Here is a 13,141-nt window from a genome sequence, read left to right on the forward strand (position 1 = left end):
CCGCCCCGGCCGGCTGCCCCGCCCGTCCGACCGGCCGGCCCGCCCCGTCCGACCTGCCCGCCCGGCCGCCCCGCCCGGCCGGCCCTCCCCGGCCCGCCGGACCGCGGCCGGCGTCCGGCCCGGCGGGTTTCGACCGGTATCGTGCCGGGGTGCTGACCGTGACCTCCGTGAACGTCAATGGACTGCGTGCCGCCGCGAAGAAGGGCTTCGTGGAGTGGCTCGCGGACACCTCCGCCGATGTGCTGTGCCTGCAGGAGGTGCGGGCCGAGCCGGAGCAGTTGCCGGAGACGGTCCGGGCCCCCGAGGGCTGGCACGTCACCCACGCGCCGGCCGCCGCCAAGGGCCGCGCCGGCGTCTCCCTCTACACCCGCCGCGAGCCGGACGCCGTCCGTGTCGGCTTCGGTTCCGCCGAGTTCGACGGCAGCGGCCGCTACGTGGAGGCCGACCTGCCCGGCGTGACGGTCGCCTCTCTCTACCTGCCGTCCGGCGAGGTCGGCACCGACCGCCAGGACGAGAAGATCCGCTTCATGGACCAGTTCCTCGCCCACCTGAAGGAATTGCGCCAACGCGCCGCCGCCGACGGCCGCGAGGTCCTGGTCTGCGGCGACTGGAACATCGCACACCAGCAGGCCGACCTGAAGAACTGGCGCGCCAACCAGAAGAGCTCGGGCTTCCTGCCGGAGGAGCGCGACTGGCTGAGCCGGGTGCTGGCCACGGCCGACGGCGGCTACGTGGACGTCGTACGGGAGCTGCACCCGGACCTGGAGGGCCCGTACACCTGGTGGTCGTACCGGGGGCGGGCCTTCGACAACGACTCAGGTTGGAGGATCGACCTGCACGTCTCGACGCCCGGTCTCGCGGGCAAGGCGGTGAAGGGGTTCGTGGAGCGGGCGGCCACGCACGCCGAGCGCTGGTCGGACCATGCCCCGGTGACCGTCGTCTACGACCTGTAGGCCGTCGCCCACGTCTCACGGCTCACGGCTCACGGCCTGCGGCTCACGGCTCACGGCCTGCGGCTCACGGCTCACGGCCTGCGGCCCACGGCCGTCGCCCACGGCCCACGGCCGTCGCCCACGGCCCACGGCCGTCGCCCACGGCCTGCGGCCCACGGCCTGCGGGCGGCGCCCAACGCTCCACAGGAGGGCTCCTCAGGGCTCTTTGCGCAGCCGTCGGTCCAACGCCAGGGAGAGTTCCGCCTCCACCACGCTTCGAGCGAGGGGGCGCAGGCGGGGCAGGTCGTGCTCGGTGGCGTGACGCAGGATCAGGTCGGTGAAGAGTTCGGCGAGGGCGTCGGCGTGTTCGCGGACGCGGACGCCCGCCGCCAGGACCTCGGCGAGCGGGATCCCCTCGCCCACCAGGGCGGTGGAGACGTCCAGGAGCCGTCGGCTGATGTGGACGATGTCGTCGCCGTCGGTGCCCAGGTAGCCGAGGTCCAGGGCGGTGGCCAGGTTCTCGGGGGTGACCTGGCCCTCGAAGCGGGCGGCGAGTTCCTCGGGGGTGAGGCGGACCGGCTCCTCCTCGGTGGGGCCGCCGACGCCGATCAGCTCGGCGACGTCGCTGCCCTGGTCCAGGGCGTTCGCCAGTTCGGCGATGCCGGTGAGGGTGTGGCCGCGTTCGAGGAGGGCGGAGATCGTGCGCAGCCGGGCCAGGTGGTGGTCGTCGTACCAGGCGATGCGGCCCTCGCGCCGGGGCGGTGCGAGCAGTTTGCGCTCGCGGTAGAAGCGCAGGGTGCGCACCGTGATGCCGGCCTCGGCCGCCAGCTCCTCCGTCCGGTACTCGCGCTTGTCCGTCACGGGCGAAGCCTATGTTGTACCGCCGGTAACTTTCCTTCTCCCGGCCCCTACCCATCGGTACGGACCTGCTCTACCCTCCGATTGCGCCAGTGTTCACTGGCAGGGTCGATGAGAGTCGCACGGCTGGGAGGTGTCGGGATGACCGAACACGTACGGGTGGCGGTGATCGGGTCCGGCTTCGGCGGACTGGGAGCCGCCGTGCGGCTGCGCCGGGAGGGGATCACGGACTTCGTGATCCTGGAGCGGGCGAGCAGCGTGGGCGGGACCTGGCGGGACAACAGCTACCCGGGGTGCGCCTGTGACGTGCCGTCCCACCTCTACTCCTTCTCCTTCGCACCCAACCCGGACTGGCCGCGCACCTTCTCCGGCCAGGAGCACATCCGCGCCTACCTGGAGCACGTCACCGACGTCTTCGGGCTGCGGCCGCACCTGCGGCTCGACTCCGAGGTGCTGCGGATGACCTGGGACGCGCAGGAGCTGCGCTGGGACGTCGAGACCAGCGCCGGCCGCTACCTCGCCGACATGGTCGTCTCGGCCACCGGGCCGCTCTCCGACCCGAAGATCCCGGCGATCCCCGGCCTGGACTCCTTCCCCGGCAAGGTCTTCCACTCGGCCCGCTGGGACCACGACCACGACCTCACCGGCAAGCGGGTCGCCATGGTCGGCACCGGCGCCTCGGCCGTCCAGATCGTGCCGGCCGTCCAGCCGGACGTCTCCCGGCTGACCCTCTTCCAGCGCACCCCGCCGTGGGTGATGCCGCGCGTCGACCGGGCCGTCAGCGGCGCCGAGCGCGCCCTGCACCGGGCCCTGCCCTTCACCGCGCGGATGCGGCGCGGTCTGCTGTGGGGGATCCGCGAGCTGCAGGTGCAGGCGTTCACCAAGCACCCGAACGAACTCGGCTTCGTCGAGCAGCTCGCCCGGCGCAACATGGCCCGCGCCGTCAAGGATCCGGCCCTGCGCGCCAAACTCACCCCGGACTACCGCATCGGCTGCAAACGGATCCTGCTGTCCAGCACCTACTATCCGGCCCTCACGCGCCCCAACGTGGACGTCGTGGCGAGCGGCCTGAGCGAGGTGCGCGGGTCCACCCTGGTCGCCGCCGACGGCACCGAGGCGGAGGCCGACGTGATCGTGTTCGGCACCGGGTTCCATGTCACCGACATGCCGATCGCCGACCGGGTGGTGGGCGCGGACGGGCGGACGCTCGCGGAGACCTGGAAGGGCGGCATGGAGGCCCTGCGGGGCGCGTCCGCCGCCGGTTTCCCCAACTGGATGACGATCATCGGCCCGAACACCGGCCTCGGGAACTCCTCCATGATCCTGATGATCGAGTCCCAGCTGAACTACCTCGCCGACTATCTGCGTCAGCTCGACGTCCTAGGGGGCCGCGCGGCACTGGACGCCCGTCCGAGCGCCGTGCACGCCTGGAACCGCCGGGTGCAGGACCGGATGAAGCGCACGGTGTGGAGCACGGGCGGCTGCACCAGCTGGTACCTGGACGAGAGCGGTCGCAACACCACCGTCTGGCCGGGGACCACCGCCGAGTTCCGGCGGGCGACGCGCCGCGTGGACCTCGCGGAGTACGAGGTCCTGCGCGCGCCCGCCGGTGCGCGGGCCGCGGGAGAGCGCGACGCCGAGGACACGGGGGTGACGGCGTGACCGCCCTCGACGACCCGGCCGCCGACCCGGCCGCCGACCCGGCCGCCGGGCCGGTCCGCGTGCGGGAGCTGTCCGCCGTCTCGGCCGACGGCGCCCGCCTGCACGTGGAGATCCACGGTCCGGCCTCGGGAGCCGAGGCCGCGCCCGCCGTCGTCCTCGCCCACGGCTGGACCTGCTCGACCGCGTTCTGGGCGGCGCAGATCCGCGAACTCGCCGTCGACCACCGGGTGATCGCGTACGACCAGCGCGGCCACGGTCGCACCCCGGCGAGCCCGGCGTGCAGCACGGACGCCCTCGCCGACGACCTGGAAGCCGTCCTCGAGGCGACGCTCGCGCCCGGGGAGAAGGCTGTCATCGCCGGTCACTCCATGGGCGGCATGACGGTGCTGGCGGCGGCCGGCCGGGACGTCTTCCGGGAGCACGCGGCCGCCGTCCTGCTGTGCAGCACCGGCGCCTCGCGGCTCGTCGCCGAGTCCACCGTCGTCCCGCTGCGGCCGGGCCGGCTGCGCACCTGGCTGACCCGGCGGGTCCTCGGGTCCAGGGCGCCCCTCGGACCGGTCACGCCGGTCGCGATGCGGATCCTGAAGTACGCCACGATGGGCGCCGGCGCGGCCCCGCACATGGTGCAGGCGTGCGCCCGGATCGTGCACGCCTGTCCGCGCCGGGTGCGGCACGCCTGGTCCGACGTGCTGCACCTGCTCGATCTCGACCAGGGCGTCGGACGGTTGGACGTGCCGACGGCGGTGCTGGTGGGCACCGCCGACCGGATGACGCCGCCGGTGCACGCCCACCGGATCGCCGCCGCGCTGCCCCGCTCCCTGGGGGTCACCGAACTGCCCGGCGTCGGCCATATGACGCCGGTCGAGGCGCCCGACCTGGTCACCGGTCGGATCCGCGAACTCGTCATCGCATACACGCAGTCGAAGGAGGGCGCATGAGCAGGGTCCAGCTCGAGGGACAGGTCGTCGTGGTCACCGGGGCGGCGCGGGGCGTCGGGGAGCTGCTCGCCCGCAAGCTCTCCGCGCGCGGCGCGAGGATCGCGCTGGTCGGTCTGGAACCGGACGCGCTGAAGCAGGTGTCCGAGCGGCTGCACGGCGACAGCGACCACTGGTACGCCGACGTCACCGACCACGAGGCGATGGCCCGGGTGGCGTCGGAGGTGAAGGAGCGCTTCGGCAAGGTGGACGTCGTGGTGGCCAACGCCGGTGTGGCCAACGGCGGTCCGTTCGCGGACTCCGACCCGGAGTCCTGGCGCCGGGTCGTCGAGGTCAACCTGATCGGCTCGGCCGTCACGGCTCGCGCGTTCCTGCCGCTGCTGCGGGAGAGCCGCGGTTACCTGCTGCAGATCGCCTCGCTCGCGGCCATCACCCCGGCGCCCATGATGACCGCGTACTGCGCGTCCAAGTCGGGCGTGGAGGCGTTCGCACACAGTCTGCGCGCCGAGGTCGCCCACCAGGGCGTCCGGGTGGGCGTGGGCTATCTGTCCTGGACCGACACGGACATGGTGCGCGGGGCCGACCAGGACGAGGTGATGCGGGAGTTGAGGCAGCGGCTGCCGTGGCCGGCGAACAAGACGTACCCGCTGGGACCGGCGGTGGACCGGATCGTGGCGGGCGTCGAGCGGCGCGCCGCGCACGTGTACGCGCAGGGCTGGCTGCGCGGGATGCAGGGTGTGCGCGGCTACCTGCCCGGCCTCATCGGGACGGTCGGCAGGCGGGAGATGCAGCGGTTCGCGCCCCGCCTGCAGGGGATGCGGACGGGACTGGTGGGAGCAGGCGGGTCCGCCGACGAACAGGCCAGGACTACGCAGCGTAGTTGATCGACATGCGCACCGTGACCGCCCGTGTGAATCTGGTCGAGGCCCCACCACGGGGCTCCAGCCCCCTCATCTCCTACAGGAGTGAACCCACATGGGTATGAAGGACAAGTTCCAGGACCAGTCCGAGCAGCGGCAGCAGCAGGTCAAGCAGAAGGCCCAGCAGGCCAAGGAGCAGGTCCAGCAGCGCGGCAAGCAGCGTCCGGGCGAGGACGCGGAGCGCATGCGTCCGGAGCGCGAGGCGTCGGAGCGCATGCGCCCCGAGCACGAGGCGTCGGAGCGTCGCACCCCGCAGGAGCGGGACCGCGAGCGCGAGCGCGTCGGCTTCGACGAAGAGAGCTTCTGACCCCCCGCTCCGGCGGACGGTGAACGGTGAGCAGGGGCGCCCCGGGCCCGGGGCGCCCCTCCTCGCGTTCCGCGCTCCTCGCGTCCTGCGCGGCTCAGCTCGTACGCGGTGGCAGCCCGGGGCGGGAGCGGTCGGGGACGCCCGTGTGGTCGGGCGGGGTCGCCGGCGGGTTCGTGGCGAGGAGGTCCAGGGCCAGGCGTACGGCGTCGTCGAGTTGGGCGTGGCGGCCCTCGGCCCAGTCGAGGGGGGTGCGCAGGATCTCCAGGTCGGGGGTGACGCCCCTGTTCTCCACCGACCAGCCGTACGCGTCGAACCAGGCCGCGTTCATCGGGACGGTGATGACCGTGCCGTCGCCCAGCTGGTGCCGTCCGGTCATGCCGACCACACCGCCCCAGGTGCGCTGGCCGACGACCGGGCCCAGTCCGAGCAGTTTGAAGGCGGCCGTGATCATGTCGCCGTCGGAGGAGGTCGCCTCGTCCGCCAGCGCCACCACCGGCCCGCGCGGGGCGTTGGACGCGTAGGACACCGGCTGGGCGTTGCGGGTCAGGTCCCAGCCGAGGATCTTCCGCGTCAGCTTCTCCACCACCAGTTCGCTGATGTGGCCGCCCGCGTTGCCGCGCACGTCGACGATCAGCGCCGGTCGTGAGACCTCCCCGCGCAGGTCGCGGTTGAACTGGGCCCAGCCCGAGCCGCCCATGTCCGGGATGTGCAGATAGCCGCACCGGCCGTCGCTCGACTCGCGTACCACCTCGCGCCGTTTGGCCACCCAGTCCTGGTAGCGCAGCGGGCGTTCGTCGACGAGCGGGACGACGGCCACCCGGCGTGGGCGGTCCGCGTCACCGTCGGCCGGGATGAAGGTGAGCTCGACCGTGGTCCCGCCCGCGCCGGCCAGCAGCGGGTAGGGGCCGGCCACGGCGTCCACCGCGCGGCCGTCCACGTGGGTGAGGACCGCGCCCTCCCGGATGCCGGCGCCGGCCAGCGGCGAACGCGCCCTGGAGTCGGAGGAGTCGCCGGGCAGGATCCGCCGGACCGTCCAACCGCCTTCCCGGTGCGCGAGGTTGGCGCCGAGGAGGCCCTGGAGGCGCTGGTAGTGGGGCGGTCCCTCGTTGCGGCGGGCGGCGGTGACGTACGCGTGGGAGGTGCCCAGCTCGCCCAGCACCTCGCGCAGCAGGTCGGCGAACTCGTCCGGTGAGGCGACCCGTTCGACGAGGGGACGGTACTGGTCGAGGATCGCGTCCCAGTCGATCCCGCACATGCCCGGGTCCCAGAAGTAGGCGCGGATCAGCCGGCCGGCCTCCTCGTACGACTGCCGCCACTCGGCGCCGGGGTCCACCTCGTGCAGGATGCGCCGCAGGTCGATCCAGACCGTGGAGTCCGGGTCGCCGGACTCGGTGGCGGGCACCGCGCGCAGCTCGCCCTCGTCGACCACGACCAGCCGGGTGCCGTCCCCGCTCACCGCGAACCAGTCGAGATCGCCGACGAGTTCGGACTTCTTCGCCTTGCCGATGGTGAAGTGCTCCAGGGTGGGCCGCCCGCTCGTGTCGTCCGGGTTGGCGAACGTCTCGCCGAGCGCCCCCGAGATCGGCCAGCGCAGCCACACCAGCCCGCCGCCCGCCACCGGGTGCAGGGCCGAGTACTTGGAGGCGGCGACCGGGAAGGGGGTGACCCGGCTGGCCAGCCCTTCGGTCTCCACGGTCACGGTCCCGTCGGCGCCGTCCCCGTCGTCCTCCACCGGGTCCAGTCCGCCGGCGGCCGGGCGGCCCTCCGGGGTCAGGGCGAAGGGCGAGGGCGTCGCGGAGGACAGGGGCACGAGGTAGGGGCGGCAGCCCAGCGGGAAGGACAGGTCGCCGGTGTGCACGTCGTAGACCGGGTCGAAGCCGCGCCAGGACAGGAACGCGAGGTAGCGGCCGTCCCGGGTGAACACCGGGTTCTCGTCCTCGAACCGGCCGTCGGTGACGTCGATGACCGACCGGTCCTTCATGCGGGCCATCTTGATCTGGCGCAGGGAGCGTCCGATGCCGGGGTGCGACCAGGTCAGCCAGCTGCCGTCGGGGGAGAAGGCCAGGTCGCGGACGGGCCCGTTGGCCGACGCGACCAGCTCGGTGACCTCCTCGGCGGACGCGTCCTCGGCGGACGCGTCCTCGGTCAGGTCGACGAGCAGCAGGCGGCCGTCGTGCGAGGCGACGGCGAGCCGTTCGCCCTGCGGGTCCGCCACCGTCTCCAGCACCCGGCCGAGCCTGCCGGAGGCCAGCCGCCGGGGCGGGCGCCGGCCCGTGGCCCGGGGCAGGTGGGCGATCTCGACGGCATCCTCGCCGTCCGCGTCCGTCACATAGGCGACCCGGCCGCCCGGGCCGAGCATCTCCGGCAGCCGCACCCGCACCCCGGGGGTGTCGGTGATCGTCCGGGCCGGTCCGTCGCGGTGGGTCAGCCAGTACAGACTGCCGCGGACGACGACGGCGCCGGCCCGGCCGGTCTCGTCGACGGAGAGGCCGTCCACGTGCTGGGCGGCCGGGATCTGGTAGGGGCGGCGTCCCGCGCGCGGTCCGCCGATGCGCACGTCGATCCGGCGCGGCTCGGAACCGGCGGCGAGGTCGTCGACGATCCACAGGTCTCCGGCGCACTGGTACACCACCCGGGCGCCGTCGCTGGAGGCGTGCCGGGCGTAGAAGGCGTCGTGGTCGGTGTGCCGACGCAGGTCGGAGCCGTCGTGGGCGCAGGAGTACAGGTTGCCGACGCCCTCGTGGTCGGAGAGGAACGCGATCCGGCCGCCGACGAAGAGGGGGCAGGCGAGGTGGCCTTCGACGTTTTCCAGGAGGCGCTGCCCGTGCAGCCACAGCCGGCCGGTGGCGCCGCCCCGGTAGCGCTTCCAGGCGGCCGGCTCGTGCGGCGGGGTGCCGGTGAGCAGGAGGGTGCGGCGTTCGCCGTCGAGGTCGGCGCACTGGAGGTCGCTGACCGGGCCCCAGGGGAGTTTCCGGCCGGGGGAGCCGTCGGGGGAGACCTTGTAGGCCCAGGTGAAGTAGGAGAAGGGCTCGCCGTGCGAGGCGACGGCGAGGATGTCGGCGTTTCCGTCGGCGTCCGGGGGCGTCCAGCCGCAGACCCGGGTGTCGGAGCTGCCCCAGTAGGTCAGCCGGCGTGCCGGTCCGCCTTCCACCGGCGCGAGGTGGATCTCCGGGACGACGTTGCGCCAGCTCGTGTACGCGATCAGGCGGCCGTCGGGGGAGAACCGGGGGTGTCCGGCCTTCGTGCGGTCCACGGTGAGCCGCCAGGCGCGGCCCGGGTCGGCCAGCGGGGCCAGCCACAGGTCGTCCTCGGCCACGAAGCACAACAGGTCACCATGGAGATGGGGCAGGCGCAGATAGCTCACCTCCCCATGCTTTTCCGGGGGATGGACCCGAGCAACTTATGACATGTGTGCGGAACCGGGCGCGCGTGAGACAGGGCACGTACGAAACGGTTTCGTTTCGCAGTGGACTGCGCTACATTCGGAACGTACGAAGACGGACCCTGCGCCGGTCCGGTCTGGTTCGGTTCGGTCCGCAGCGGGAAGGGGAGCGGAATGACTGAGGTCGCAACGGCGCGTCGCAGCCGCATCACCCCCGAGCGTGAGGCAGAGCTGTACGAGGCCGTGCTCGAGCTGCTCCGCGAAGTCGGCTACGACGCCCTCACCATGGACGCCGTCGCCGCTCGCACCCGGTCCAGCAAGGCCACGCTCTACCGCCAGTGGGGCGGCAAGGCCGAACTGGTGGCCAAGGCGGTCCGCCACGGCAAGCCGGGCAGCTCCGCCGACGCGGTCGACACCGGGACGCTCCGGGGTGACCTGCACGCCCTCACCCTGCGCTCGGACGACTGCGAGATGGAGCAGAACTCCGCGCTGATGCGGGGTCTGGCCATGGCGGTGCACGGCAACCCCGACCTGCTGAAGGCCTTCAAGGAACACCTGGTCGAGCCGGAGATGGCGGAGTTCCGCCGTGTGCTGCAGCGGGCCGTCGACCGGGGCGAGATCCGTGCGGACAACCCGGCGATGGACTTCATGCCGCACATGATGATCGGCGCGTTCGCCGCCCGCACCATGCTCGACGAGCAGCCGCCGACGCAGACGTTCCTTCTGTCGTACATCGACGCCGTGGTCCTCCCCGCCCTCGGCGCACCCACCACCTGACCGTCCCCACGGTCCGCCCATCCTGACGTCACCGCTCACGTCGTCGGGCCGATCAGCCCTGCCTCGCGCCGGGCCGGTCAACCCTGCCCTGCACGCACACGACCTGACCGGGAGTACGCCTCCGTGGCCACGTTCCTCTACAAACTCGGCCGTTTCGCCTTCCGGCGACGCGCCTTCGTCGCCCTCATGTGGGTCGCGCTGCTGACCCTCGCCGGAGTGGGCGCGGCGACCGCGCCCGCGCCGGGCACCACCTCCTTCTCCATTCCCGGCGTCGAGGCCCAGAAGGCCTTCGACCTGCTGGAGCAGCGTTTCCCCGGAGCCAGCGCCGACGGCGCGACCGGGCGCATCGTCTTCAAGGCCCCCGAGGGCCAGAAGATGACGGACGCCGCCAACCGGGCGGCCGTCGACAAGGCCGTCAAGTCCCTGAGCGACGGCTCCGAGGTCGTCTCCGTCGCCGACCCGTTCACGACGCACGCCGTGAGCAAGGACGAGACGGTCGCCTACACCTCCGTCCGGTACGACGCGCCCGGCATGGAGCTGAAGGACGCGACCAGGAACGCCCTGGAGAAGGCCGCGGACGACGCCCGGTCCGCCGGGCTGACCGTCGACGTCGGCGGCGACGCGCTGCAGGCCGGGGCCGAGCCGGGCGCGGTAGGCGAGATCGTCGGTCTCGCCCTCGCCGCGGTGGTCCTCGTCGTCACCCTGGGCTCGCTGGTCGCGGCCGGACTGCCGCTGCTGACGGCGATCATCGGCGTCGGCATCGGCGTCTCGACCATCACCGCCCTCGCCAAGGCGCTGGACCTCGGCGACACCACCTCCACGCTCGCCCTGATGATCGGGCTCGCGGTCGGCATCGACTACGCCCTGTTCATCGTCTCGCGCTACCGCGGCGAGCTGGCCGAGGGCCGCAGCCGCGAGGAGGCGGTCGGACGCGCCACCGGCACCGCAGGGTCGGCCGTGGTCTTCGCGGGCCTCACGGTCGTGATAGCCCTGGCGGGCCTCGCGGTCGTCAACGTGCCGATGCTGACCAAGATGGGCCTCGCGGCGGCCGGCACGGTCGTGGTCGCCGTCCTCATCGCGCTGACCATGATCCCCGCGATGCTCGGATTCGCCGGCGGGAAGGTCAGGGCGACCGGCGAGAAGCGCCGGTCGCGCGGCGGCGTGGCCGAGGCGTCCGCGCCGTCCGGTCCGGCGACGGCGACGGCCGAGCCGTCCGGTCAGGCCGGTTCGTCCGGTCCGGCCAAGCCCGGTCTCGGTGTGCGCTGGGCCAGCTTCGTCATCCGCCGGCCGGCCGCCGTGCTGGTGCTGGGCGTGATCGGGCTGGGCGCGATCGCCGTCCCCGCCGCCGAGCTGGAGCTGGGCCTGCCGGACGACGGCTCGCAGCCGACGTCCACGACCCAGCGCCGGGCCTACGACCTGCTGTCGGACGGCTTCGGCCCCGGCTTCAACGGCCCCCTGATGATCGTGGTCGACGCGCAGAAGAGCGACGACCCGCAGGCGGCGGCCACCTCGGTGACCGACGGAATCAAGGGCCTCAAGGACGTCGTGACGGTGACCCCGGCCGCCTTCAACAAGGCCGGCGACACCGCGACGATCACCGTGATCCCGGACTCCAAGCCCTCCTCGACGCAGACGGAGGACCTGGTCCACGCCATTCGCGACCAGGGCGCCGAGGTCAGGTCCGACACGGGCGCACAGGTGCTCGTCACCGGCACCACGGCCATGAACATCGACTTCTCGCAGAAGCTCAACGACGCGCTGATCCCGTACCTGGGCCTGGTCGTCGGACTGGCCTTCCTGCTGCTGATCGTGGTGTTCCGTTCCATCCTGGTTCCGCTGAAGGCGGCCCTCGGCTTCCTGCTCAGCGTGCTCGCCGCGCTCGGCGCCGTCGTCGCGGTGTTCCAGTGGGGCTGGCTCGGCGGCCTGATCGGCGTCGAGGAGACCGGACCGATCATGTCGATGATGCCGATCTTCATGGTGGGCGTCGTGTTCGGCCTCGCGATGGACTACGAGGTGTTCCTCGTGACCCGGATGCGTGAGGCGTACGTCCACGGCGAGAGCCCGAGCCAGGCCGTGGTGACCGGCTTCCGGCACAGCGCCAAGGTGGTGGCCGCGGCCGCGATCATCATGATGGCCGTGTTCGGCGGCTTCATCAGCTCCAGCGAGTCGATGATCAAGATGATCGGCTTCGGCCTCGCGATCGCCGTCTTCTTCGACGCGTTCCTCGTGCGCATGGCCATCGTGCCCGCCGTCCTCGCCCTGCTGGGCAAGAAGGCCTGGTGGCTGCCGAAATGGCTGGACCGCGCACTGCCCAACGTGGACGTCGAGGGCGAGGGCCTGAAGGCGCTGGACCGGGCGGCCGACGCCGAGGGCGCGGACCCGGACGACGACCGGGAGCTCGTGCGCGCCTGACGCGCGAGACCGGCTGGGAAAGACCGCCGGTGAGGGCTCCGTGGGGACGGGGCGCCCTCACCGGCCTTTCTCTGCCTGTGACCCACTTTCGGGTGACGGGCGGCGGCGGTGAGGGCCCGCAGGGCAGTAACGCCAACGGTTCGGAGCCTTCAGTACATATATGGACATGGAAGCCTACTGTCACCGTAATGTGGACGGTTCGTAACGTGAGGTGGCAATTAGGCGCGCGGAACGGGGTGGGTGGTCGAGTGTTGGCCATGCGGCCGATCTGGCCGTGAACCCGCACCACGCAAGGAGACCTTGTGTCTGCTAACGCTGTTTCCGCCCGCTGTCTCGCCGCCGCCGCGATCGCCGCGGCCGTCGTCGGGACGGTGGCGCTGCCGGCCTCCGCCGCCGACCACCCGCACCACAACCGGTCGAAGGTGGAGATCAGCGCCGTGCAGTACGACGCACCGGGCCGAAACGACCGCTCCGCCCGCTCGCTGAACAGGGAGTGGGTCGAGCTGACCAACAGCAGCCGCCACACCGTCAACCTGGACGGGTGGACCCTCTCGGCCGAGCGCGGCGAGAGCTACACCTTCCGCCACTACCGGCTGGCCCCCCGCACCACCGTCCGCGTCCACACCGGTGAGGGCCGCGACACCAGCACCGACCTGTTCCAGGACCGCCACCGCGAGGTGTGGGACAACTACTCCGACACCGCCACCCTGCGCGACGACCGCCACCGCTTCGTGGACGACGAGTCCTGGGGCCGCGACCGTCACGGCCGTGACGACCGCTACAACCGCCACGACCGCGACGACCGTCACGACCGCGACAACCGTCACGACCGCGACGACCGCGACGACCGTCACGGTGACGGCCACCACCACGGCGGCCGCGGCTGACGTCCACACCCCGGCCATCCCGGCCTGACGGCGAAGCGCCCGACCCCCTCCCCGGGGGCCGGGCGCTTC

The 13,141-nt window shown here is 72.7% G+C and carries 10 protein-coding genes; 8 read left to right on the top strand and 2 right to left on the bottom strand.

Annotated elements, in window-relative coordinates; genetic code table 11:
• Positions 1–149 precede the first annotated feature (149 nt).
• On the top strand, positions 150–953 hold the full coding sequence (locus ACFVYK_RS25035) for an exodeoxyribonuclease III (protein ID WP_389777850.1): 804 nt from the start codon (positions 150–152) through the stop codon (positions 951–953).
• A 195-nt stretch (positions 954–1,148) separates the two neighbouring features.
• On the opposite strand, the gene ACFVYK_RS25040 is transcribed toward ACFVYK_RS25035, so the two are convergent.
• Positions 1,149–1,793 (bottom strand): MerR family transcriptional regulator, encoded by a 645-nt coding sequence (locus ACFVYK_RS25040; protein ID WP_389777852.1) that lies wholly within the window; start codon positions 1,791–1,793, stop codon positions 1,149–1,151.
• A 138-nt stretch (positions 1,794–1,931) separates the two neighbouring features.
• Between ACFVYK_RS25040 and ACFVYK_RS25045 the strand changes: the two genes are divergently transcribed.
• From ACFVYK_RS25045 to ACFVYK_RS25060, 4 genes are all read left to right on the top strand, one after another.
• On the top strand, positions 1,932–3,452 hold the full coding sequence (locus ACFVYK_RS25045) for a flavin-containing monooxygenase (RefSeq protein WP_389777854.1): 1,521 nt from the start codon (positions 1,932–1,934) through the stop codon (positions 3,450–3,452).
• Complete coding sequence (locus ACFVYK_RS25050; RefSeq protein WP_389777856.1) at positions 3,449–4,390, top strand: alpha/beta fold hydrolase; 942 nt, start codon at positions 3,449–3,451, stop codon at positions 4,388–4,390. The genes ACFVYK_RS25045 and ACFVYK_RS25050 overlap by 4 nt, the downstream gene beginning before the upstream one ends.
• Positions 4,387–5,271 carry an SDR family oxidoreductase gene (locus ACFVYK_RS25055; protein ID WP_389777858.1) on the top strand — a complete coding sequence of 295 codons (885 nt, stop codon included), beginning with the start codon at positions 4,387–4,389 and terminating at the stop codon, positions 5,269–5,271. The genes ACFVYK_RS25050 and ACFVYK_RS25055 overlap by 4 nt, the downstream gene beginning before the upstream one ends.
• Before the next feature lie 91 nt (positions 5,272–5,362).
• Positions 5,363–5,614: a hypothetical protein gene (locus ACFVYK_RS25060; RefSeq protein ID WP_389777859.1), complete on the top strand. Its 252-nt coding sequence runs from the start codon at positions 5,363–5,365 to the stop codon at positions 5,612–5,614.
• Between the two features lie 94 nt (positions 5,615–5,708).
• Here ACFVYK_RS25060 and ACFVYK_RS25065 read toward each other — a convergent pair whose 3' ends face one another.
• Entirely contained in the window at positions 5,709–8,978 is a 3,270-nt protein-coding gene (locus ACFVYK_RS25065) for a S41 family peptidase (RefSeq protein WP_389777861.1), read from the bottom strand.
• A 192-nt stretch (positions 8,979–9,170) separates the two neighbouring features.
• On the opposite strand from ACFVYK_RS25065, the gene ACFVYK_RS25070 reads away from it, so the two are divergent.
• The 3 genes from ACFVYK_RS25070 to ACFVYK_RS25080 all read left to right on the top strand — a co-directional run bounded on the left by ACFVYK_RS25070 (position 9,171) and on the right by ACFVYK_RS25080 (position 13,072).
• Positions 9,171–9,773, top strand: coding sequence for a TetR/AcrR family transcriptional regulator (locus ACFVYK_RS25070; RefSeq protein WP_389777862.1), 603 nt, complete (start codon positions 9,171–9,173; stop codon positions 9,771–9,773).
• Between the two features lie 123 nt (positions 9,774–9,896).
• Entirely contained in the window at positions 9,897–12,185 is a 2,289-nt protein-coding gene (locus tag ACFVYK_RS25075; protein WP_389777864.1) for an MMPL family transporter, read from the top strand.
• Positions 12,186–12,487: 302 nt separating this feature from the next.
• Entirely contained in the window at positions 12,488–13,072 is a 585-nt protein-coding gene (locus ACFVYK_RS25080) for a lamin tail domain-containing protein (RefSeq protein ID WP_389777866.1), read from the top strand.
• Positions 13,073–13,141: the final 69 nt, after the last annotated feature.

Origin of the sequence: Streptomyces sp. NPDC058291, from assembly GCF_042880855.1 — a bacterium.
GTDB lineage: Bacteria > Actinomycetota > Actinomycetes > Streptomycetales > Streptomycetaceae > Streptomyces.

Bases quoted from the DNA above. Each gene is read 5' to 3' on its own strand.
- ACFVYK_RS25060 (WP_389777859.1), top strand. From the start codon at position 5,363: ATGGGTATGAAGGACAAGTTCCAGGACCAGTCCGAGCAGCGGCAGCAG.
- ACFVYK_RS25055 (WP_389777858.1), top strand. From the start codon at position 4,387: ATGAGCAGGGTCCAGCTCGAGGGACAGGTCGTCGTGGTCACCGGGGCG.
- ACFVYK_RS25045 (WP_389777854.1), top strand. From the start codon at position 1,932: ATGACCGAACACGTACGGGTGGCGGTGATCGGGTCCGGCTTCGGCGGA.
- ACFVYK_RS25070 (WP_389777862.1), top strand. From the start codon at position 9,171: ATGACTGAGGTCGCAACGGCGCGTCGCAGCCGCATCACCCCCGAGCGT.